This is a genomic window from Microbacterium sp. F2E (genome assembly GCF_020905435.1).
Taxonomy (GTDB): domain Bacteria; phylum Actinomycetota; class Actinomycetes; order Actinomycetales; family Microbacteriaceae; genus Microbacterium; species Microbacterium lacticum.
In genome coordinates, this window is the sequence record NZ_JAJJIB010000014.1 from 32,817 (window position 1) to 55,089 (window position 22,273).

General features: G+C 67.9%; 16 protein-coding genes, 3 rRNA genes and 1 pseudogene. 19 read left to right on the plus strand and 1 reads right to left on the minus strand.

Annotated features, from left to right (window positions below):
- The first annotated feature begins 107 nt into the window (after positions 1–107).
- Both argH and LOK55_RS10940 read left to right on the plus strand, forming a co-directional pair.
- Positions 108–1,580, plus strand: a complete 1,473-nt coding sequence (gene argH / locus LOK55_RS10935; protein WP_374107653.1) for an argininosuccinate lyase — start codon at positions 108–110, stop codon at positions 1,578–1,580.
- Positions 1,581–1,703: 123 nt separating this feature from the next.
- Positions 1,704–2,387, plus strand: a complete 684-nt coding sequence (locus tag LOK55_RS10940) for a SatD family protein (protein ID WP_229935391.1) — start codon at positions 1,704–1,706, stop codon at positions 2,385–2,387.
- Between the two features lie 4 nt (positions 2,388–2,391).
- On the opposite strand, the gene LOK55_RS10945 is transcribed toward LOK55_RS10940, so the two are convergent.
- Positions 2,392–2,985: a hypothetical protein gene (locus LOK55_RS10945; protein ID WP_229935392.1), complete on the minus strand. Its 594-nt coding sequence runs from the start codon at positions 2,983–2,985 to the stop codon at positions 2,392–2,394.
- Between the two features lie 124 nt (positions 2,986–3,109).
- Here LOK55_RS10945 and tyrS point away from each other — a divergent pair, with 124 nt between their 5' ends.
- From tyrS to LOK55_RS11030, 17 genes and pseudogenes are all read left to right on the plus strand, one after another.
- Positions 3,110–4,423 (plus strand): tyrosine--tRNA ligase, encoded by a 1,314-nt coding sequence (gene tyrS / locus LOK55_RS10950; protein WP_229935393.1) that lies wholly within the window; start codon positions 3,110–3,112, stop codon positions 4,421–4,423.
- A 9-nt stretch (positions 4,424–4,432) separates the two neighbouring features.
- Entirely contained in the window at positions 4,433–5,230 is a 798-nt protein-coding gene (locus LOK55_RS10955; protein WP_229935394.1) for a DUF4184 family protein, read from the plus strand.
- 49 nt (positions 5,231–5,279) lie between these two features.
- A complete protein-coding gene (locus LOK55_RS10960) occupies positions 5,280–5,897 on the plus strand; it encodes a LacI family DNA-binding transcriptional regulator (protein ID WP_308066663.1) in 618 nt (205 codons plus the stop codon).
- Positions 5,818–6,027 (plus strand): annotated as a pseudogene (locus tag LOK55_RS10965) (sugar ABC transporter substrate-binding protein); the annotation flags it as partial. The gene LOK55_RS10960 and the pseudogene LOK55_RS10965, both read left to right, overlap by 80 nt.
- Before the next feature lie 922 nt (positions 6,028–6,949).
- Positions 6,950–8,473: ribosomal RNA gene (locus LOK55_RS10970) — 16S ribosomal RNA — on the plus strand.
- A 378-nt stretch (positions 8,474–8,851) separates the two neighbouring features.
- A 23S ribosomal RNA gene (locus LOK55_RS10975) occupies positions 8,852–11,955 on the plus strand.
- Positions 11,956–12,056: 101 nt separating this feature from the next.
- A 5S ribosomal RNA gene (gene rrf, locus LOK55_RS10980) occupies positions 12,057–12,173 on the plus strand.
- Together the 16S, 23S and 5S rRNA genes form the textbook arrangement of a ribosomal RNA operon.
- Positions 12,174–12,258: 85 nt before the next feature.
- A complete protein-coding gene (locus LOK55_RS10985; RefSeq protein ID WP_229935395.1) occupies positions 12,259–13,494 on the plus strand; it encodes a hypothetical protein in 1,236 nt (411 codons plus the stop codon).
- A complete protein-coding gene (locus LOK55_RS10990) occupies positions 13,494–14,531 on the plus strand; it encodes an HAD-IIA family hydrolase (protein WP_229935396.1) in 1,038 nt (345 codons plus the stop codon). The genes LOK55_RS10985 and LOK55_RS10990 overlap by 1 nt, the downstream gene beginning before the upstream one ends.
- Positions 14,532–14,640: 109 nt before the next feature.
- Positions 14,641–14,802, plus strand: coding sequence for a hypothetical protein (locus LOK55_RS10995; RefSeq protein ID WP_170214257.1), 162 nt, complete (start codon positions 14,641–14,643; stop codon positions 14,800–14,802).
- The gene (locus LOK55_RS11000; protein WP_229935397.1) at positions 14,799–15,611 is read left to right on the plus strand and encodes a TlyA family RNA methyltransferase; all 813 of its coding nucleotides are present in this window, start codon (positions 14,799–14,801) and stop codon (positions 15,609–15,611) included. The genes LOK55_RS10995 and LOK55_RS11000 overlap by 4 nt, the downstream gene beginning before the upstream one ends.
- Entirely contained in the window at positions 15,608–16,585 is a 978-nt protein-coding gene (locus tag LOK55_RS11005) for an NAD kinase (RefSeq protein WP_229935398.1), read from the plus strand. Before LOK55_RS11000 ends, LOK55_RS11005 begins: the two co-directional genes overlap by 4 nt.
- A complete protein-coding gene (gene recN / locus LOK55_RS11010) occupies positions 16,582–18,279 on the plus strand; it encodes a DNA repair protein RecN (protein ID WP_229935399.1) in 1,698 nt (565 codons plus the stop codon). The genes LOK55_RS11005 and recN overlap by 4 nt, the downstream gene beginning before the upstream one ends.
- A gap of 14 nt (positions 18,280–18,293) precedes the next feature.
- Entirely contained in the window at positions 18,294–20,000 is a 1,707-nt protein-coding gene (locus tag LOK55_RS11015; RefSeq protein ID WP_229935400.1) for a CTP synthase, read from the plus strand.
- Positions 19,993–20,574 carry an NUDIX hydrolase gene (locus LOK55_RS11020; RefSeq protein WP_196324614.1) on the plus strand — a complete coding sequence of 194 codons (582 nt, stop codon included), beginning with the start codon at positions 19,993–19,995 and terminating at the stop codon, positions 20,572–20,574. Before LOK55_RS11015 ends, LOK55_RS11020 begins: the two co-directional genes overlap by 8 nt.
- Before the next feature lie 18 nt (positions 20,575–20,592).
- Entirely contained in the window at positions 20,593–21,516 is a 924-nt protein-coding gene (gene xerD / locus LOK55_RS11025; protein WP_229935401.1) for a site-specific tyrosine recombinase XerD, read from the plus strand.
- Positions 21,517–21,589: 73 nt separating this feature from the next.
- Positions 21,590–22,237 (plus strand): vitamin K epoxide reductase family protein, encoded by a 648-nt coding sequence (locus LOK55_RS11030; protein ID WP_229935402.1) that lies wholly within the window; start codon positions 21,590–21,592, stop codon positions 22,235–22,237.
- Positions 22,238–22,273 lie beyond the last annotated feature (36 nt).

Below are 22,273 nucleotides of genomic sequence, written 5' to 3' on the forward strand. Positions count from 1 at the left end.
AGGTGCTGGAACCTGTCGTCACCCCGGTGCGATGGCGACGGATCGCGGCGCCTCGGGCGGCCGGTGCCGGACGAGATGACCCACGGATGCCTAGGTAGGCTGTGCGGGTGACCGACTCGACCGCACCCTCCGCTTCACCCGAGCCCGCCGCGCCGCACGGCGCATCCCACGGGACCAACGAGGGTGCGCTGTGGGGTGCGCGATTCGCGTCCGGTCCCTCGCCCGAGCTCGCTGCGCTCAGCCGGTCGACGCACTTCGACTGGGTGCTCGTCCCGTACGACCTCGCCGGCTCGCACGCCCACGCCGCCGCCCTCGGGGCGGCGGGGTATCTCACGGCGGACGAGGAGGAGCGGATGCACGCCGGCCTCGACGCGCTGGCGGCGGCCGTCGCCGACGGGTCGCTCGTCGCCGCCGACTCCGATGAAGACGTGCACGGCGCGCTCGAGGCGGCGCTGATCGCCGAGGTCGGCGCCGAGCTCGGCGGAAAGCTCCGCGCCGGGCGCAGCCGCAACGATCAGATCGCCACGCTCGTGCGCCTCTACCTGCTCGACCACGCGCGCGTCATCGCGCGCGACGTCCTTCGCCTGATCGACGCGATCGTCGCACAGGCCGAGGCGCACCCGGAGGCCATCATGCCCGGGCGCACCCACCTGCAGCACGCGCAGCCCATCCTGCTCGCCCACCACCTGCAGGCGCACGCGTGGCCGCTGGTGCGCGACCTCGAGCGCCTGCGCGACTGGTCGGTGCGCGCGTCCGTCTCGCCCTACGGCGGCGGGGCTCTCGCCGGCGCCACGCTGGGCCTCGACCCGCAGCTCGTCGCCGACCGGCTGGGTCTTGCACGCCCGGCGGAGAACTCCCTCGACGGCACGAGCGCGCGCGACGTCGTGGCCGAGTTCGCGTTCATCGCGGCGATGATCGGGGTCGACCTGTCCCGCTTCGCCGAGGACATCATCATCTGGAACACGCGAGAGTTCGGCTTCGTCACGCTCGACGACGGGTACTCGACGGGGTCGAGCATCATGCCGCAGAAGAAGAACCCCGACATCGCCGAGCTCGCGCGCGGCAAGGCCGGCCGGCTCATCGGCAACCTGTCGGGTCTGCTCGCGACGCTGAAGGCGCTGCCGCTCGCCTACAACCGCGATCTGCAGGAGGACAAGGAGCCCGTCTTCGACTCGATCGCGACCCTCGAGGTCGTGCTGCCGGCATTCGCGGGCATGGTGGCGACGCTCCGCTTCGACACCGTGCGGCTGGCGGAGCTCGCGCCGGCCGGCTTCTCCCTCGCGACCGACGTCGCCGAGTGGCTCGTGAAGCAGGGCGTGCCGTTCCGCGACGCGCACGAGGTGTCCGGATCGCTCGTGCGGGCCTGCGAGGAGCGGGGGATCGGTCTGGAGGATGCCGACGACGCGCTGCTGGCGTCGGTGTCGCCGCTGCTGACGCCCGCCGTCCGCGAGGTGCTCTCGATCGAGGGATCGGTCGCGAGCCGCACCGGCGCGGGCGGCACGGCGGGGGTCCGCGTCACCGAGCAGCGCGCGGAGCTGACGGCGCGCGCCCAGACCGCCGCGCACGCGCTCGGTCTCTGAGCCTCGCGGGGCGGCGCCACGGGGTGACACCACGATGCTGCGTCCCGGCGCCCGCGAGCTTATATCCAGCGAATATCAGCTATTAGCTTCTCTTGCCGAAAAATGAGCCCTAGTCTTATCTGTATGCAGGCGCGAGAAGAAGCGACGAACACGACAGTGACGGAAGCGCCCGCCACCGAGGTGGCGGTCATCGCCGACATCGTCGGCTCGCGCACGCTCGACGATCGTGCGGCCGCGCAGCGCGCGATCGACGCCGTGATCGAGCGGGTCGAGCGCGATGCGCCGCTCGCGATCCGGCCGCTCCTGCCCGTCGTGGGCGACGAGCTGCAGGGGAGCTACCCCACGCTCGCGGCCGCGATGCTCTCGCTCCTGCTCGTGCGCCTCGCGCTGCCCGACGGCGTGGAGTGCCGTTACGGACTCGGCGTCGGCGCCTCGGGTGTCGTGCCGTCGCGGGCCGGTGATCTGGCCGAAGGCCCCGCATGGTGGGCGGCCCGCGAGGCGGTCGAGACGGTGCACGCGCTGCAGGCGCGGACGATCCCCGGCGCACGCACCTGGGTCGTCGCGGCCGAGGGGGAGGACGAGGCATCCCTTCGGCTCTCCAACGCCTACCTGCTCGCCCGCGACCAACTGGTGAGCGCGATGAGCGAGCGCACGCGCCGACTGGCGTACGGGCGCCTGCTTGGGCAGACGCAGAAAGAGCTCGCGCGCGCCGAGGGCATCACCCAGTCGGCGGTGTCGCAGGCGCTCGCCGCCGCGGGGGTCGGCGCGCTCGTCGAGGGCGCGCGGCAACTGCAGGAGGCGCTCTGACCGGTCAGCGCAGCGCCAACGGCACGATCGCCGAGACCGCGCACGCCCACAGCAGGCTCGCGAGCGTGCCCACGATGAACCGCTCACGCGCGGCGGGGGTCGCGAGCTCGGTGAATCGGCCGATGCCCTTCAGCGCGACGAGCACCGCGATCACCGCGGGGAAACCCGCGACGATGCCGAGCGCCGCGGCGAGCCGCTCGAGGTAGCCGATCGTGGTGCCGCCGCGCAGGATCTCCTCCTGGCGCGGCGGAGCGGGCGGTTCGCCCATGAGCTCGACGAGGATGCCTCCGCGCGGGCCCTCGGCGCTGCGACCGCCGTCGGCGACGGCGAGCACCCACCGCGCGACGGGGTTTCCCCCGAACGTGGCCAGCGCGACCGCGAGGAGGGCGAGCACCGCACCGTACAGTGCCGGCACGTGCCACGGCAGCACGGCGACCAGCACGAGGCACAGGACCACGATGCCGCTCGCCACGAGCAGCGCGGCGCCGCGCGGGCGGCGCACCGAGACGGTGACGAGCACGAGGGCGGCGCACAGCGCCAGGAAGAGGAAGATCGCCACGACGGTCGTGACGAGCAGGTCGGCGGCGGCGGCATCCACGCGGCCAGTCTGGCACGGCCGCCCGACACCGGCCCGGGGACACGAGCGGGGGCACGACCCGGGACTCGACCCAGGGCACACGCGACAGTCAGGTCGCCCGAACCGGCGCTGGTAGCCTGGGCGCGTGTCTGAAACCGTCGTGAACGCGCCCGTGCGCGCACTGACGCCCGCCAACGACCCCACGTTCGACAACGTCTGGGACGAGATCGTCTGGCGTGGCCTCGTGCACGTGTCCACCGATCAGGAGTCGCTCCGCGAGCTCCTCGCCGGTGAGCCGATCACGTATTACTGCGGCTTCGACCCGACGGCGCCGAGCCTGCACCTGGGCAACCTCGTGCAGCTGCTCACGATGCGCCGACTGCAGCTGGCCGGACACCGCCCGCTCGGACTCGTCGGCGGGTCGACGGGCCTCATCGGCGATCCGCGTCCGACCGCCGAGCGCACGCTCAACACGAAGGACACCGTCGCCGAGTGGGTCGGGTACCTCCGCTCCCAGGTGGAGCGGTTCCTGAGCTTCCAGGGCGAGAACGCCGCCCGCATGGTCAACAACCTCGACTGGACGGCGCCGCTGTCGGCGATCGACTTCCTGCGCGAGATCGGCAAGCACTACCGCGTCGGCACGATGCTGAAGAAGGACGCCGTCGCGGCGCGCCTGAACTCCGAGGCCGGCATCAGCTACACCGAGTTCAGCTACCAGATCCTGCAGGGCATGGACTACCTCGAGCTCTACCGCCAGTACGACTGTGTGCTGCAGACCGGCGGGTCCGACCAGTGGGGAAACCTCACGAGCGGCACCGACCTGATCCACCGCGTCGAGGGTCGGTCGGTGCACGCGATCGGTACGCCGCTGATCACCAACAGCGACGGCACGAAGTTCGGCAAGAGCGAGGGCAATGCGATCTGGCTGGATGCCACGATGTGCAGCCCGTACCGGATGTACCAGTTCTGGCTGTCGACCGCCGACGCCGACGTGATCGAGCGCCTGAAGATCTTCACGTTCCTCACCCGCGCCGAGATCGAGGAGTACGAGGCGCTGGTCGAGGCCGAGCCGTTCCGCCGTGCTGCGCAGAAGCGCCTCGCGCGCGAGGTGACGACGTTCGTGCACGGCGCGGAGGCGGCGGAGGCCGTCATCGCGGCATCCGACGCGCTCTTCGGTCAGGGAGACCTGTCCGCCCTCGACGCCGCGACGCTCCGCAGCGCCCTGGACGAGCTGCCGAACGCCGAGGTCGCCGCGGGCAGCTCCGTCGTCCAGGCGCTCGTCGACACGGGTCTCGTCGCGAGTCTGTCCGAGGCGCGTCGCGCGATCGCCCAGGGCGGCGTCTCGCTCGACGGGGCGAAGGTCGAGGACGAGGATGCGGTCGTGACTGGATCGCTGCCCGGCGGGGTCTCGGTGCTCCGCCGCGGGAAGAAGACCCTCGCGGGCCTGTTCGTCGTCTGACCTGCGCCCGTGCCCTTCACCCCGAGCCACGCCGTCGTGGCGCTGCCGTTCGTGCGCACGCCGCTGCTGCCTGCCGCCATCGCCGTCGGGGCGATGACCCCCGACCTGCCGCTGTTCCTGCGCGGCACGCCGCTCAGCTATCAGGCGACGCACACGAACGTGCTGCTGTCGACGGTGCTCGCGGCGGGACTCCTCGCCCTCTGGTACGCGCTCCTGCGCCCCGCGGGGCGCGAGCTCTCGCCGGACGCGCTGGCGCGCCGCCTGCCGCCGGAGTGGGATGCCACCGGCGCCGCCGTCTGGCGGACGATCGGCGGCGACCGTGCGCGCTCGCCGATCGCCGTCGCCGCGCTCCTGATGATCGTCTCGCTCGTCCTCGGGGTGCTTTCGCACATCGCGTGGGACGCGTTCACGCACGAGGGCCGCTGGGGCGTGCGGCTGATCCCCGCCCTCGCGGATGACTGGGGTCCGCTGCCGGGCTACAAGTGGGTGCAGCACGGATCGAGCGTCATCGCGCTCGTGATCCTCGCCGGCTACGGCGTGTGGTGGCTCGCGCGGCGGCGCGAGGCATCCGTCGAGCGGGTGCTGCCCTCGTGGGTGCGTCGTGCGTGGTGGGTGTCGCTGCCGGTCGTGCTCATCGCTGCGTGGGCCCTCGGGCTCGCGGCGTACGGCCCGCTGAGCGCGGAGTGGACGGCGCAGCACCTCGCGTACCGCGTGCTGCCGCCCGCGTCCGCCGTCTGGGGCGTCGCGACCCTCGCGCTGTGCGCGGTCGTCGCCGTGATGCGCCGCCGTCGGCGCGCCCGCGCGTGACGCCCGCGCCGGCGGTAATGTGAACGTGCACATCGAAGGCGAGGGCACCGTGACGGCAGGCGAGGAGCGCACGCGCACCGCGAGCATCCGCGATGTCGCGCGGGCCGCCGACGTCTCGTATCAGACCGTCTCGCGGGTGCTCAACGGGCATCCGTCGATACGCCCGGCGACCAAGCAACGGGTCCTGGATGCCATGGCCGAACTCCGCTACCGTCCGAACCAGGCGGCGCGGGCGCTCGTCACGAGCTGGTCGCGCACGCTCGGCGTGGTGCTCGGCTCGCGCGGCGAGTACGGGCCGACCTCGAGCCTCGCGGCGCTCGAGGTCGCCGCCCGCGAGCGCGGCTACTGGGTCACCTCCGCCTACATCAGCGACACGCGCCCCGAGACGATCCGCGCCGCGGTGGAGCACCTGCGCCGGCAGTCGGTCGAGGGCCTCATCGTGCACGCGCCGCAGGTGCGGGTGTTCGATGTGCTTGCCGAGCTCGATGTCGACGTGCCGTACCTCGGGCTGCATTCGTCCGAGCGCGGCATCGCCGAGATCGCCGAAGACCAGGTGCACGGCGCGCGCCTGATCACCGAGCACCTGGGCAGGCAAGGACATCTCGACGTTCACCGTGACCGGTCAGGACTCGGAGGTCGAGTCGGTCAAGTCGATCATGGCCGGTGAGCAGTACGACAACGGCGTGAAGGTCGTCCCGGCGTACCTGCTGCCCCCGGTGATCGTCACGAAGGAGAACGCGGCCGAGGCCTACGCCAACAACCCGACGCTCCTCGACATCGTGAAGGCCGCGCAGTAAGCAGCCGACACCCACACCACGACGGCCCCCGCTCCTCGAGCGGGGGCCGTCGTCGTTCGCGCTACGTGTCTGCCAGCCACGATCCGCCGTCGCGCTCTCGACGATCGAGTAGATCCATCGCCGCCGCCAGGAGGTGCCCGCACCGTGATCGAGCGCCTGCGCGGGGTGAGCGCCGGGAGCGGTCGTCTCGCCGGCCGGGTGCGGGTCGTCCCGCAGACCACCAGGATTGGGCCGCCGACCAGGCACTACCTCTCGCGACCGGCCCCGCTCAGTGCGCACGACACGCCCGGGATGCGGCCTGCACTTGCCCGATCCCCAGAAACCATGTAACTTATTACTTGTTCGCCCCACAGGGAAGAGCGAGAAGGCCGGAAGGCGTCGCCCCCTCAAGCGGAGAACCACCCCAACCCAAACCTCTCAGCAGAGAGAACAAGGCCTTCTGGTCTAGGATGGGATCCCACTCCTCGAAGCTGTCGAAGAGTGCTGCTGGAGACGCTAAATCAGTCACAGACAGCCGACTTGACAAGCAGAGCGAGAGGGGATAAGATAGAGAAGTTGCACGGCGGGCTGGCTTGAAGCCGAAACGCTGAGCAAACGATCTAGCTTCGTGTGATGCGCGTCATCGCGTCTGACTCCGGTCAGAAACGCCGACTTGACAAGCGAAACAGGAAGTGTAAGATAGAGAAGTTGCCCTGCAGGGGAGGCCGAGAGGCCGAATGGCAGGAGCATCCGATCCTTGAGAACTCAACAGCGTGCACTTGTCAAATGCCAAATAACCTCGATTCAACTTCGGTTGAATGAGATTCCTTTGGATCAAAGTCCGGCACTCCGGTGCCGGCAACGGATAGTCAGCAATGACATCCCTTTGGTCAGATCAAACTCGCTCGGTCAGTCAATTTCCGGTTGATCGCAGCAACATTTCTTTACGGAGAGTTTGATCCTGGCTCAGGATGAACGCTGGCGGCGTGCTTAACACATGCAAGTCGAACGGTGAAGGCGGAGCTTGCTCTGCTGGATCAGTGGCGAACGGGTGAGTAACACGTGAGCAATCTGCCCCTGACTCTGGGATAAGCGCTGGAAACGGCGTCTAATACTGGATACGAGCTGCGAAGGCATCTTCAGCAGCTGGAAAGAACTTCGGTCAGGGATGAGCTCGCGGCCTATCAGCTTGTTGGTGAGGTAACGGCTCACCAAGGCGTCGACGGGTAGCCGGCCTGAGAGGGTGACCGGCCACACTGGGACTGAGACACGGCCCAGACTCCTACGGGAGGCAGCAGTGGGGAATATTGCACAATGGGCGAAAGCCTGATGCAGCAACGCCGCGTGAGGGACGACGGCCTTCGGGTTGTAAACCTCTTTTAGCAGGGAAGAAGCGAAAGTGACGGTACCTGCAGAAAAAGCGCCGGCTAACTACGTGCCAGCAGCCGCGGTAATACGTAGGGCGCAAGCGTTATCCGGAATTATTGGGCGTAAAGAGCTCGTAGGCGGTTTGTCGCGTCTGCTGTGAAACCCCGAGGCTCAACCTCGGGCCTGCAGTGGGTACGGGCAGACTAGAGTGCGGTAGAGGAGATTGGAATTCCTGGTGTAGCGGTGGAATGCGCAGATATCAGGAGGAACACCGATGGCGAAGGCAGATCTCTGGGCCGTAACTGACGCTGAGGAGCGAAAGGGTGGGGAGCAAACAGGCTTAGATACCCTGGTAGTCCACCCCGTAAACGTTGGGAACTAGTTGTGGGGTCCATTCCACGGATTCCGTGACGCAGCTAACGCATTAAGTTCCCCGCCTGGGGAGTACGGCCGCAAGGCTAAAACTCAAAGGAATTGACGGGGACCCGCACAAGCGGCGGAGCATGCGGATTAATTCGATGCAACGCGAAGAACCTTACCAAGGCTTGACATATACGAGAACGGGCCAGAAATGGTCAACTCTTTGGACACTCGTAAACAGGTGGTGCATGGTTGTCGTCAGCTCGTGTCGTGAGATGTTGGGTTAAGTCCCGCAACGAGCGCAACCCTCGTTCTATGTTGCCAGCACGTAATGGTGGGAACTCATGGGATACTGCCGGGGTCAACTCGGAGGAAGGTGGGGATGACGTCAAATCATCATGCCCCTTATGTCTTGGGCTTCACGCATGCTACAATGGCCGGTACAAAGGGCTGCAATACCGCAAGGTGGAGCGAATCCCAAAAAGCCGGTCCCAGTTCGGATTGAGGTCTGCAACTCGACCTCATGAAGTCGGAGTCGCTAGTAATCGCAGATCAGCAACGCTGCGGTGAATACGTTCCCGGGTCTTGTACACACCGCCCGTCAAGTCATGAAAGTCGGTAACACCTGAAGCCGGTGGCCCAACCCTTGTGGAGGGAGCCGTCGAAGGTGGGATCGGTAATTAGGACTAAGTCGTAACAAGGTAGCCGTACCGGAAGGTGCGGCTGGATCACCTCCTTTCTAAGGAGCATCTGAAGTCTTCGGACTTCCAGAACCCTGATCAGAGCGAATGTCTCTGCAGGGAGCTCATGGGTGGAACATTTGACGAGGTGCCGAGGAGCGAACCTCGAGCAAGTACGACCTTCGGGTCTGGAACGTTCGAGTCGAGCAAGCCGGCACATGCACGCTGTTGGGTCCTGAGGGACCGGATGTCGCCTTCGGGCGGCGACCAACCTCAGGACCTTTTCTAATGTCGGCAGCGCCGGTTGCGGAGAAGGTACCGCCCGTACTTTGAGAACTACACAGTGGACGCGAGCATCTTCGAGATGATTAATCATCTCGTGAAGATGATCTTAAAGATCATTAGTCAATTTCAATTGACGATTCAAACTCATGTGATTTCAAGTCTTTAAGAGCAAACGGTGGATGCCTTGGCATCTGGAGCCGAAGAAGGACGTAGCAATCTGCGATAAGCCTCGGGGAGTGGATAAGCACACTTTGATCCGAGGGTCTCCGAATGGGGAAACCCCGCTGGGCGGCGTGCCGACCCGGTGACTCCCGCCTGAATATATAGGGCGGGTAGAGGGAACGTGGGGAAGTGAAACATCTCAGTACCCACAGGAAGAGAAAGCAACCGCGATTCCGTTAGTAGTGGCGAGCGAAACCGGAACAGGCTAAACCGAGTACGTGTGATATCCGGCAGGAGTTGCGTATTCGGGGTTGTGGGACTTTTCAGGCTGCTCTGCCGAGCAGCCGGCGTTACAAGAAGGTATAGACGAACTGGATTGAAAGCCAGGTCATAGAGGGTGCCAACCCCGTAGTCGAAATGCCTCCCTTGGCGCGAAGAGTATCCCAAGTAGCACGGGGCCCGAGAAATCCCGTGTGAATCTGTCAGGACCACCTGATAAGCCTAAATACTCCCAGATGACCGATAGCGGACAAGTACCGTGAGGGAAAGGTGAAAAGTACCCCGGGAGGGGAGTGAAATAGTACCTGAAACCGTTTGCTTACAAACCGTTGGAGCAGCCCTAGCAGCTGTGACAGCGTGCCTTTTGAAGAATGAGCCTGCGAGTTAGCGATACGTGGCGAGGTTAACCCGTGAGGGGTAGCCGTAGCGAAAGCGAGTCTGAATAGGGCGATTCAGTCGCGTGTCCTAGACCCGAAGCGAAGTGATCTATCCATGGCCAGGTTGAAGCGACGGTAAGACGTCGTGGAGGACCGAACCCACTTAGGTTGAAAACTGAGGGGATGAGCTGTGGATAGGGGTGAAAGGCCAATCAAACTTCGTGATAGCTGGTTCTCTCCGAAATGCATTTAGGTGCAGCGTTGCGTGTTTCTTGCCGGAGGTAGAGCTACTGGATGGCCGATGGGCCCTACAAGGTTACTGACGTCAGCCAAACTCCGAATGCCGGTAAGTGAGAGCGCAGCAGTGAGACTGTGGGGGATAAGCTTCATAGTCGAGAGGGAAACAACCCAGACCACCAACTAAGGTCCCAAAGCGCGTGCTAAGTGGGAAAGGATGTGGAGTTGCCTTGACAACCAGGAGGTTGGCTTAGAAGCAGCCACCCTTGAAAGAGTGCGTAATAGCTCACTGGTCAAGTGATTCCGCGCCGACAATGTAACGGGGCTCAAGCACGCCACCGAAGTTGTGGCATTGACATTATTGGTAGGCCTTCGTGGTCCAGCCGTGTTGATGGGTAGGAGAGCGTCGTGTGGCCAGCGAAGCGGCGGTGTGAACCAGCCGTGGAGGCTACACGAGTGAGAATGCAGGCATGAGTAGCGAAAGACATGTGAGAAACATGTCCTCCGAAAGACCAAGGGTTCCAGGGTCAAGCTAATCTTCCCTGGGTAAGTCGGGACCTAAGGCGAGGCCGACAGGCGTAGTCGATGGACAACGGGTTGATATTCCCGTACCGGCGAAGAACCGCCCAAGCTAATCCAGTAGTGCTAAGTGTCTGAATCCCACTGACGGATCCCTTCGGGGTGAAGCGTTGGGCCTAGCGCACGACCCCATTCTGGTGCGGTTAGCGTATTAACAGGTGTGACGCAGGAAGGTAGCCCAACCCGGGCGATGGTTGTCCCGGGGCAAGTGCGTAGGCCGAGAGATAGGCAAATCCGTCTCTCACATAGGCTGAGACACGATGCGGATAAAAAGTGGGTGATCCTATGCTGCCAAGAAAAGCATCGACGCGAGGTTCTAGCCGCCCGTACCCCAAACCGACTCAGGTGGTCAGGTAGAGAATACCAAGGAGATCGAGAGAATCGTGGTTAAGGAACTCGGCAAAATGCCCCCGTAACTTCGGGAGAAGGGGGGCCTTCGGCGTATTAGGACTTGCTCCGAAAGCGTTTGGAGGCCGCAGAGACTAGTGGGTAGCGACTGTTTATTAAAAACACAGGTCCGTGCCAAGTCGCAAGACGATGTATACGGACTGACGCCTGCCCGGTGCTGGAAGGTTAAGAGGACCGGTTAGCCGCAAGGCGAAGCTGAGAATTTAAGCCCCAGTAAACGGCGGTGGTAACTATAACCATCCTAAGGTAGCGAAATTCCTTGTCGGGTAAGTTCCGACCTGCACGAATGGCGTAACGACTTCCCAACTGTCTCAACCACGAACTCGGCGAAATTGCACTACGAGTAAAGATGCTCGTTACGCGCAGCAGGACGGAAAGACCCCGTGACCTTTACTACAGCTTGGTATTGGTGTTCGGTGTGGCTTGTGTAGGATAGGTGGGAGACTTTGAAGCGGTGACGCCAGTTACCGTGGAGTCGTTGTTGAAATACCACTCTGGTCACTCTGGATATCTAACTTCGAACCGTAATCCGGTTCAGGGACAGTGCCTGGTGGGTAGTTTAACTGGGGCGGTTGCCTCCTAAAAAGTAACGGAGGCGCCCAAAGGTTCCCTCAACCTGGTTGGCAATCAGGTGTCGAGTGTAAGTGCACAAGGGAGCTTGACTGTGAGACTGACAGGTCGAGCAGGGACGAAAGTCGGGACTAGTGATCCGGCAGTGGCTTGTGGAAGCGCTGTCGCTCAACGGATAAAAGGTACCTCGGGGATAACAGGCTGATCTTGCCCAAGAGTCCATATCGACGGCATGGTTTGGCACCTCGATGTCGGCTCGTCGCATCCTGGGGCTGGAGTAGGTCCCAAGGGTTGGGCTGTTCGCCCATTAAAGCGGTACGCGAGCTGGGTTTAGAACGTCGTGAGACAGTTCGGTCCCTATCCGCTGCGCGCGTAGGAAATTTGAGAGGATCTGACCCTAGTACGAGAGGACCGGGTTGGACGAACCTCTGGTGTGCCAGTTGTTCTGCCAAGAGCACCGCTGGTTAGCTACGTTCGGGATGGATAACCGCTGAAAGCATCTAAGCGGGAAGCCGGCCTCAAGATGAGATTTCCATGCCTTCGGGCGAGAGGCTCCCAGCCAGACTACTGGGTTGATAGGCCGGATGTGGAAGCGCGGTAACGCGTGAAGCTGACCGGTACTAATAAGCCGATGACTTGATAACACACCGTTTTAGGTGCTTGCGTCCACTGAGTGGTTCTCGATGTACGGTCGAGAACCGCATGACAATGACTATTGTTATGCAGACTGAAACATCAATAGTGTTTCGGCGGCCATAGCGTGAGGGAAACGCCCGGTTACATTCCGAACCCGGAAGCTAAGCCTCACAGCGCCGATGGTACTGCAGGGGCGACCCTGTGGGAGAGTAGGACACCGCCGGACTTCTTTCGTGAAAAGGCCACCCAGAGTTGGGTGGCCTTTTCTCGTTGACACGCTTTTCGTTGAGACGATGAGAAGGGATGCCGCCATGGCTGATGCAGAGCGACCGCGTCGAGAAGATCCGCGTCGACCCTCGGCAGGTCGGCCCGCACAGGGCGGCTCGCGCACGCCCCGCACGTCGCGCGACGGTGAGCGGAAGCCGTACGCCTCGCGTGATGGTGAGCGGAAGCCGTACGCCCCGCGCGACGGTGAGCGGAAGCCGTACGCCCCGCGCGACGGGGAGCGTAAGCCGTATCCCAAGCGTGATGGGGAGCGTGCGCCGTATGCCCCGCGCGACGGGGAGCGGAAGCCGTTCCCGAAGCGCGACGGCGACCGCCGGACGTCCCGGCCGCCGCAGGGTTCGGACCGTCGCTCGACCGAGCCCGGGCCGGTGCTGCCGGCCGACGTCACCCCGCAAGACCTGGCATCCGCAGCACGAAACGAACTGAAGACGCTGAGCAAGGAGAACGCCGAGCAGGTGGCCCGCCATCTCGCGATGGCGGCGCGTCTCATCGACGACGATCCGCAGCTCGCCCATCAGCACGCCCTCGCTGCCTCACGCAGCGCCGGGCGCATCGCCGTGGTCCGGGAGACCGTCGCGATCACCGCGTACGCGATCGGCGACTTCGCCCTCGCCGTGCGCGAGCTGCGCACCTTCCGTCGCATCTCGGGGCGCGACGACCAGATCGCCCTCCTCGTCGACAGCGAGCGTGGCGTCGGGCGCCCCGACCGCGCGCTCGAGGTCGGCCGCGCCGTCGACCGGACGGCGCTCCCCGTCGAGGTGCGCGTCGAGCTTGCGATCGCGATGTCGGGCGCGCGGCTCGACCTCGGCGAGAACGAGCGTGCGCTGCAAGAGCTCGACATCCCCGAACTCGACCCCGACCGCGCCTTCTCATGGAGCCCGGGCCTGTTCGCCGCCCGTGCCGCCGTGCTCGAAGAGCTCGGACGTCTGGACGAGGCGGCCCAGTGGCAGCGCCGCGCCGAGATCGCCGAGGACGTGATCGGCGCCCGCGACGCCGACAGCGAGACGCTCCTCATCGAGGAGATCGATGAAGTCGAGCTCGACGACGACGAGATCGACGATCTCGACCCCGACGGCGAGGATGCTGTGGCGCCCGCCGCCGCTGAGTCCGAGTCGGATGCGGAGTCGGCGCCGGAGCTCGCGACCGAGATCGCACCGGAACCCGCGCCCGCCTCCGTTCAGGACGAGGTCGACGAGATCCTCGCCGAGGCCGGCACCGACGATGCCGCGGGCGACGCTCCCGACGCCGAGTCCACGCGCTGATGAGCCTGTTCTCGCGTCGCGCCGAACGGACGCCCCTCGACGGGGTGGACGCGGTCCTCGCCGACCTCGACGGCGTGGTGTACGCAGGCCCCCGCCCGCTGCCCTACGCCGTGGAAAGCCTCACCCGGGCGGCCGACACTCGCCGACTCGGGTACATCACCAACAACGCTTCGCGGCGCGACAGTGCCGTCGCCGAGCACCTCCGCGAACTCGGCCTCACGGCGACCCAGCCCGACGACGTCGTCACGAGCCCGCAGGCCGCGATGCGGCTCCTGCGCGAGCGCGTGGAACCCGGTGCCACGGTGCTCGTCGTCGGCGGTGACGGCCTCGTCTATGAGCTCGAGAAGGCGGGATATCGCGTCACGCGGAGCGCTGACGACGTCCCCGCCGCCGTCGTGCAGGGCTTCGCGCAGGACGTCGGCTGGCTGCAGCTCGCCGAAGCCTCCTACGCTCTCGCCCTCCCCGAAGAGGAGGGCGGGATCCCCTGGATCGCCACGAACACCGACTGGACGATCCCGCAGGCGCGGGGGATCGCCCCGGGAAACGGAACCCTCGTCTCCGCCGTGCACACCGCGGTGGGACGTCTCGCCGTCGTCGCCGGCAAGCCCGAGCGGCCCATCTTCGATGAGGCGGTGGCACGCTTCGGGGCGAGGCATCCGCTGTTCATCGGCGACCGACTCGACACCGACATCGCCGGGGCTCAGGCCGCCGGCATCCCCTCGGCGCTCGTTCTCACCGGTGTCGACCGGCCGAAGCACGTGCTCGCCGCTCCGACCACGTCGCGGCCGACGTTCATCCTCGGCGACCTGCGCGAGCTGCACGAGCCGTACCCCGAGACGGTCGTGCAGGGCGACGTGACGACGGTCGGCACCGCATCGGTGCGGATCGACGGCCCCGACGTGCATATCGTGCGCGCCGGCGATCGCCCCATCGACCTCGTGCGCGCCGGCGCCGCCGCCATCTGGGCCACCGGCCGCGCGATCTACGGCTTCCGCGTGCCCGAGCAGCTCTACGCCGACCCGTTCCACCGGCCCTGACCGGCGCTGCACGGCGCTGCGCGAAGCGTCACGGCGCGGCACGGCGGCCGGTGAGATCCCCGGTGTGGTCGCACGGTCACGCGGGCGGTGGGCGCGTATCGTGGAGGGCATGTCGATGGATGCCGCTGACGCCGACGCTCGCCGCGACGATCTGCTGTCCGCGCTCGAGGTGATCGAGCAGCAGCCGCTCGCCGAGCGCGCGAACGCGTACGCCTCGCTCCACGACGACCTCGCGCGGCGCCTCGAGTCGGGTCCGCGGGAAACCGCGTGACGGCCCGCCTGGACGCCGCCGTCGCGGCGCGCGGCCTCGCCCGATCGCGCACGCAGGCGGCGCAGCTGATCGAAGCCGGTCTCGTCTCGGTCGACGGCGCGCCGGTCGTCAAGCCCTCGACGAAGGTCTCGGACACGCAGGAGATCACCGTCGCGGCATCCGACCATTACGTCAGCCGCGCGGCGCATAAGCTCCTCGCCGCGCTCGATGCGTTCGAGGTTCCCGTGGCGGGTCGCGTCTGCCTCGATATGGGCGCCTCGACGGGCGGTTTCACGCAGGTGCTCCGCGAACGCGGCGCGGCGCGGGTGTACGCCGTCGACGTCGGGCACGGCCAGCTCGACCCGCTCATCGCCGGCGACCCCGGCGTCACGGCCGTCGAGGGATTCAACGTGCGGTACATGACCCCCGACAGCCTCGCCGCGGCGGCCGACGCACCGACGGCGCCGGAGCTCATCACGGGGGATCTCTCGTTCATCTCCCTCACCCACGTGCTGCCCGCCGCGGCCGCGGTCGCCGCGCAGGGCGCCGATCTCGTGCTGCTCGTGAAGCCCCAGTTCGAGGTCGGCCGCACGGGCGTGCGGGAGGGACTCGTCGCCGACGCCGCCGCGCGCGCCGACGCGGTCGCCGGCGTGCTCTGGGCGGCGTGGGACGCGGGGCTCGGCACGTTCGGCGTCATCGCCTCGCCGATCGCCGGCACGCACGGCAACCACGAGTATCTCGTGCACCTGCGCCCCGTGCCCGGCCCGGAGGCGGCGGGCAATCCGACAGAATATCTGGAGACCGTGAACCGACTGGCGGGAGCGAAATGACCGGCACGACCGAACGGCCGCGCGAGATCCTCGTGGTCGCCCACGCGCGCCGCGAAGACACCGTGCGCGCCGCTCGCCGGGTGATCGCGGCGCTCCAGGCGGCCGGGGCCCGTCCGGTGCTGCCCGACGGCGACGACGAACTGCGCGACGCCCTCGCCGGCGTCGGTCACCTGCAGACGCTCGGGGTCGACGTCACGGTCGACGACCTCGAGCTCGCGATCGTGCTCGGCGGCGACGGCACCATCCTGCGCGCCGCGGAGCTCGTGCGCAGCGGCACCGCGCCGATCCTCGGCATCAACATGGGGCACGTCGGCTTTCTCGCGGAGATCGAGGCCGACGTCATCGACGACGCGATGCGCCGCGTGATCGACCGCGACTATGACGTGGAAGAGCGCATGACGCTGGCGGTCGACGTGACGGATGCCAGTGGCGCCCGCATCTACGAGACGTGGGCGCTCAACGAGGCCACCGTCGAGAAGGCGGCGCGTGAGCGGATGATGGAGGTCATCCTCGAGATCGACAGCCGACCGCTGTCGAGCTTCGGATGCGACGGCGTCGTGATCTCGACGCCCACCGGATCGACCGCCTACAACTTCTCCGCCGGCGGCCCGGTGATCTGGCCAACCGTCGAGGCGATCGCCGTGGTGCCGCTGTCCGCGCACGCCCTCTTCGCGCGGCCGCTCGTCGTCGGGCCCGAGGCGACCGTCGCGATCGAAGTGCTCGCGCGCACAGACGGCACCGGCATCCTCTGGTGCGACGGGCGCCGCTCGCACGACCTGCCGCCCGGCGCCCGCGTCACCGCGCAGCGTTCGCCCAAACCCGTGCGGCTCGCGCGGCTGCACCCGGCCCCGTTCACCGACCGGCTCGTGCGTAAGTTCCAGCTGCCCGTGGCGGGGTGGCGCGGCCCGGCCTCGACCACGCCGACCGGCACTGAGGCCGCCGCGCCGGCCGTCGCCGAAACCGGCTCTGCATGATCGAGCAGATCACCCTCCGTGACCTCGGGGTCATCGCCGACGCGACCCTGCCGATGGGGCCGGGGTTCACCGCGATCACCGGCGAGACCGGCGCAGGCAAGACGATGGTCGTCACCGGACTCGGCCTGCTGATGGGCGCGCGCTCCGACGCGGGCACCGTTCGATCGGGCGCCGACCGGGCCGCCGTCGAAGGCGTGTGGATCGTGCCGGAGAGCGGCGCCGTCGCCGACCGCGTCGCCGACGCCGGGGGAGAGGTCGAGCCGATCGGGGCAGGCCGAGCCGAGCTGTACCTCGCGCGCACCGTGACCGCCGAGGGCCGCAGCCGCGCGAGCGTCGGCGGCCGCACCGCCCCCGCCGGGGTGCTGGCCGACCTCGCCGAGCACCTCGTCGTCGTGCACGGCCAGTCCGACCAGCTGCGGCTGCGCTCGGGCGCCGCCCAGCGCGACGCGCTCGACCGCTTCGGCGCGGAGAGCATCGAGCCCGCCCTGGCCCGCTACCGCGCCGACTTCGACGCGGCGCGGGCGTTGCGCACCGAGCTCGACGAGCTGACGACCCACCGCGACGAGCGCGCCCGCGAGGCCGACGACCTGCGCGCCGCGCTCGCCGAGCTCGAGCAGGTCGACCCGCAGCCGGGCGAGGACGTCGAGCTCGCGCAGCGCGCCGAGCGTCTCGCCAACGCCGAAGAGCTGCGCCTCGCCGCGACCGCCGCGCACGAGGCGCTCTCGGGTGAGGACGACGCCCCCGACGTCGTCACCCTCCTCGCCGAGGCGCGCCGCGCGCTCGAGCGACTCGCCTCGAGCGACCCGGCGCTGGCCGCGCACGCCGCGACGCTCGAGGAGCTCGGCTACCGGGCATCCGATCTCGCCACCGACTTGAGCGGCTACCTCGCCGACCTCGACGAGACCGGCCCGCACGAGCTCGCCGCGGTCGAAGAGCGCCGCGCCGCGATCGCCGCGATCGTGCGTGCGCACGGCACCCTCGCCGACGCGCTGGCGCTCCGCACCGAGGGCGGCCTGCGCCTCGCCGAGCTCGACGACGACGGCGACCGCGTCGAGCGCCTGGCCGCCGAAGTCGCCGCAGCGGAGGCGACGCTCGACGAGAGCGCCGCCGCGCTCACCGCGGCGCGCACCGCCGCGGCCGAGCGGCTCTCCGACGCCGTGACCACCGAGCTCCACGCCCTCGCCCTGCCCGACGCGCGCGTGGTCGTGGCCGTCGCCCCCGGCACGCCGGGCGTCGCCGGGCGCGACGAGGTCTCGATCCTGCTCGCCCCGCACCCGGGGGCGGAGCCGCGGCCGGTCGCCAAGAGCGCGTCGGGCGGAGAGCTCAGCCGCGTGATGCTCGCGATCGAGGTCGTCATCGCCGGCACCGGCGGCGTGCCGACCTTCGTCTTCGACGAGATCGACGCCGGCATCGGCGGGGCCGCCGCGATCGAGGTCGGGCGGCGCCTGGCATCGCTCGCGCAGGCGAGCCAGGTGATCGTCGTCACCCACCTCGCGCAGGTCGCGGCATTCGCCGGCAACCACCTGAGCGTCGTCAAGGCGAGCGACGGCAGCGTCACGGCATCCAGCGTCCGGGCGCTCGCGGGTGCGGAGCGCGAAGCCGAGATGGCGCGGCTGCTGTCGGGCCTGCCCGATTCGCCCGCCGCGCTCGAACACGCGCGGGAGCTGCTCAGCCTGGGCGGCGCGGAGGCCTGATAGGATGAAAGCCCGTGACGGACACTACTTCAGACGCGGGCACGACTTCAGACGGCACCACCAAGCACATCTTCGTGACAGGCGGTGTCGTCTCGTCGTTGGGGAAGGGCTTGACGGCCGCTTCGCTCGGCAATCTGCTCACCGCGCGCGGCCTGCGCGTCGTGATGCAGAAGCTCGACCCCTACCTGAACGTCGACCCGGGCACGATGAACCCGTTCCAGCACGGCGAGGTCTTCGTCACCGATGACGGCGCCGAGACCGACCTCGACATCGGGCACTACGAGCGCTTCCTCGACATCGAGCTCAGCCAGGCCGCCAACGTCACGACCGGTCAGATCTACTCGCAGGTCATCGCGCGCGAGCGGCGCGGCGAATACCTCGGCGACACCGTGCAGGTGATCCCGCACATCACCGACGAGATCAAACGCCGCATGCGCCTGCAGGCGGGCGAATCGCCGAAGCCCGACGTCATCATCACCGAGATCGGCGGCACCGTCGGCGACATCGAGTCGCAGCCGTTCCTCGAGTCGGCCCGGCAGATCCGTCACGAGCTGGGCCGGAAGAACGTCTTCTTCGTGCACGTCTCGCTCGTGCCGTTCATGGGCGCGTCGGGGGAGCAGAAGACCAAGCCCACGCAGCACTCCGTGCAGGCGCTGCGTCAGATCGGCATCCAGCCCGACGCGCTGGTGCTCCGCAGCGACCGCCCCGTCACCGAGTCGAACAAGCGCAAGATCGCGCTGATGTGCGACGTCGACGAGGATGCCGTGGTCAACGCCGTCGACGTGCCGTCGATCTACGACATCCCCTCGATGCTCAACGAGCAGGGCCTCGACGCGTACATCGTCGACGCGCTCGGCCTCGACCAGAAGGCCGACGACGTCGACTGGACGCGCTGGAGCAAGGTGCTCGGCGCCGTGCACAACCCGAAGCACGAGGTCACGATCGGCCTCGTCGGCAAGTACATCGACCTGCCCGACGCCTACCTGTCGGTCACCGAGGCGCTGAAGGCCGGCGGCTTCGCGCAGGAGACGAAGGTCACGGTGCGCTGGATCGCGTCCGACCTCTGCGAGACGCCCGAGGGCGCGGAGAAGGCGCTCGCGCCGCTCGACGGCATCGTCGTGCCCGGCGGCTTCGGCATCCGTGGCATCGAGGGCAAGCTCGGCGCGCTGCGGTTCGCGCGCGAACAGGGTCTGCCGACGCTCGGCATCTGCCTGGGGCTCCAGTGCATGGTGATCGAGTACGCGCGCAACGTCGCCGGCATCGCGGATGCCTCCTCGAGCGAGTTCGACCCCGACACCGCGCACCCCGTGATCGCGACGATGGCCGAGCAGGTCGACATCATCGACCACGGCGACATGGGCGGCACGATGCGCCTGGGCCTGTACGAGGCCGAGCTCGCGGAGGGCTCGCTCGCCGCCGAGGTCTACGGCGCGCACCGCGCGAGCGAGCGTCACCGCCACCGCTACGAGGTCAATAACCGCTACCGCGACCAGATCGCCGATGCGGGCCTGTGGTTCTCGGGTCTCTCGCCCGACCACGGCCTGGTCGAGTACGTCGAGCTGCCCCGCGATGTGCACCCGTACTACATCGCGACGCAGGCCCACCCCGAGCTCCGCTCCCGCCCGACCGAGGCGAACCCGCTCTTCCGCGGCCTCATCGCCGCGGCTCTCGACCGCCACCGCGCGAGCGAGCTGTTCGAGGACGAGGTCGAGAATGACTGACGTGGATGCCTCGGCGCTCCGCGACGAACCCGTCGAGGTCACCGTCACGGCGAGCGAGCTCGTCTACGAGGGCCGGGTGTGGGACGTTCGCAGCGACACCTTCGTGTACGGCGACGACGAGATCGTGCGCCAGTACGTCGACCACCCGGGTGCCGCCGCCGTGGTCGCGATCGACGACCGGGAGCGCGTGCTGCTGATCCAGCAGTACCGGCATCCGATCGGCCACCGCGACTGGGAGATTCCGGCGGGGCTCCTCGACATCGCCGGCGAGCCCCCGATCGACGCGGCGCGGCGCGAGCTCGCCGAAGAGGCCGACCTCGACGCGGAACGCATCGAACCGCTCTTGTCGGTGTTCACGACGCCCGGCGGCAACGACGAGGTTGTGCACATCTTCCTCGCGCGCGGGCTGCGCCCCGCCTCGGCGACGTTCGCCCGCGAGGCGGAAGAAGCCGACATCCGCGTCGAGTGGGTGCCGCTCGACGATGCGGTCGAGGCCGTCATGTCGGGGCGTATGCGCAACGGCATCCTCGTCGCCGGAATCCTCGCCGCCGCAGAGCTTCTGCGCCGCAGCTGACGGCGGGTCGCGCCCCTCATGCGACCTGACCGCGCCGTCGACGCCTACCTCCGGCACATCACGATCGAGCGCGGCCTCTCCGAGCACACCGTCGCCGCCTACCGGCGCGACTTGGCCGGGTACCGCACCTGGCTGCAGGAGCGCGGCATCGACGACGTCGACGAGGTCACGGCGGCGCTCGTCGCCGAGTTCGCCGCCGCGCGCGCCTCGGCCGAGCCGCCGCCCGCGGCGACCTCGCTCGCCCGTCTGCAATCGTCGGTGCGGGGCCTCCACCGCTTCCTCGTGCGCGAAGGGCTCGCGCAGACCGACCCCAGCGATCGGCTGCGGCCCCCGAAGGCGCCCCAGCGACTGCCGAAGGCGCTCTCGATCGAGCAGATCGAGGCGCTCCTCGATGCCGCGGGCCCCGCGCCGGGCGACGCCGTCGACACCGACATCGTGCGTCTGCGCGACCGCGCGCTGCTCGAGCTGCTGTACGCGACCGGGGCGCGCGTGTCGGAGGTGATACAGCTCGACGTCGACGACCTCGCGCACGGCGACGTGCTGCGCGTGCGCGGCAAGGGCGCCAAGGAGCGCATCGTGCCCGTGGGCTCGTACGCGCGCGCCGCGGTCGACGCCTACCTCGCCCGTGCCCGCCCCGAGCTTTCCCGGCGCGGCCGCGCGAGCGCCCGGCTCTTCCTCGGCGCACGGGGCGCCCCCCTCTCTCGCCAGGGCGCGTGGCTCGTCATCCAGGCCGCAGCGGAACGGGCACAGCTGAGCGCGCACGTGTCGCCGCACACCTTCCGGCACTCGTTCGCGACGCATCTGCTGCAGGGCGGCGCCGACGTGCGCGTCGTGCAGGAGCTCCTCGGGCACGCGTCGGTCGCGACGACGCAGATCTACACGCACGTCACCGTCGACGCCCTCCGCGACGTGTACCTCACCTCGCACCCCCGCGCCCGTTGAGCGCGGCTGAGCGCGGCTTATTCACGGCGCGGATGCCGCATCGCCGGCCCCACGGCGGAGCAGGATGAGCGCCATGAGCGAAGGCCCCGCGGCTGCCCTGTACCGACCCTCCCGCGCGATGGCGATCTGGTGGATCGTGGCGGGGGTCGCCGGGGGCATCGTCTCGTTCCTGCTGTACCACGAGTACATCGCGCAGCTGCGCGGCGATACACCGCTCATCTCGTGCAGCATCAGCCCCGTGGTCACCTGCGGGCCGAACCTGCTCTCGCCCGGCGGCAACCTGCTGGGCTTCAGCAACTCGGTGATCGGCATGGTGCTGTTCACCGGACCGATCTTCGCCGGCGCGTCGGCGCTCGCCGCGACCGAGGGCCTGCGCGCCTGGTACTGGCGCACCTACACGGTGTTCGTCGCCGGCGCGTTCCTCCTCGTCCACTTCTTCGCCTACCGCAGCGTCTTCGAGTACTCGTCGCTGTGCCCGTGGTGCATGATCATCTGGCTCGTGACGATCCCGCTGCTGTTCACCGTGCTGGGCTGGACGCTCCGCGCGGGGGTCTGGGGTGGCTCGGGCGCCGGGAGCGCTCAGGGCACCTCGCGCGCCGGGAGCAGGCGACAGCGGGTCGGCGCCGCGATCCTGTCGTGGCTGCCGCTCATCGTGCTCGCCGACTACCTCCTCATCGCCGTCACCGCGCAGCTGCGCCTCGACGTGCTCGGCAGCCTCTGACCTGCCCCCTTCCGGCCCCGCCTCGCTCGGTGACAC

Coding starts and splice junctions, on each gene's coding strand:
- LOK55_RS10940 (WP_229935391.1), top strand. CDS start 1,704: ATGCAGGCGCGAGAAGAAGCGACGAACACGACAGTGACGGAAGCGCCC.
- LOK55_RS10985 (WP_229935395.1), top strand. CDS start 12,259: ATGGCTGATGCAGAGCGACCGCGTCGAGAAGATCCGCGTCGACCCTCG.
- LOK55_RS10990 (WP_229935396.1), top strand. CDS start 13,494: ATGAGCCTGTTCTCGCGTCGCGCCGAACGGACGCCCCTCGACGGGGTG.
- LOK55_RS10995 (WP_170214257.1), top strand. CDS start 14,641: ATGTCGATGGATGCCGCTGACGCCGACGCTCGCCGCGACGATCTGCTG.
- LOK55_RS11005 (WP_229935398.1), top strand. CDS start 15,608: ATGACCGGCACGACCGAACGGCCGCGCGAGATCCTCGTGGTCGCCCAC.
- recN (WP_229935399.1), top strand. CDS start 16,582: ATGATCGAGCAGATCACCCTCCGTGACCTCGGGGTCATCGCCGACGCG.
- LOK55_RS11020 (WP_196324614.1), top strand. CDS start 19,993: ATGACTGACGTGGATGCCTCGGCGCTCCGCGACGAACCCGTCGAGGTC.
- xerD (WP_229935401.1), top strand. CDS start 20,593: ATGCGACCTGACCGCGCCGTCGACGCCTACCTCCGGCACATCACGATC.
- LOK55_RS11030 (WP_229935402.1), top strand. CDS start 21,590: ATGAGCGAAGGCCCCGCGGCTGCCCTGTACCGACCCTCCCGCGCGATG.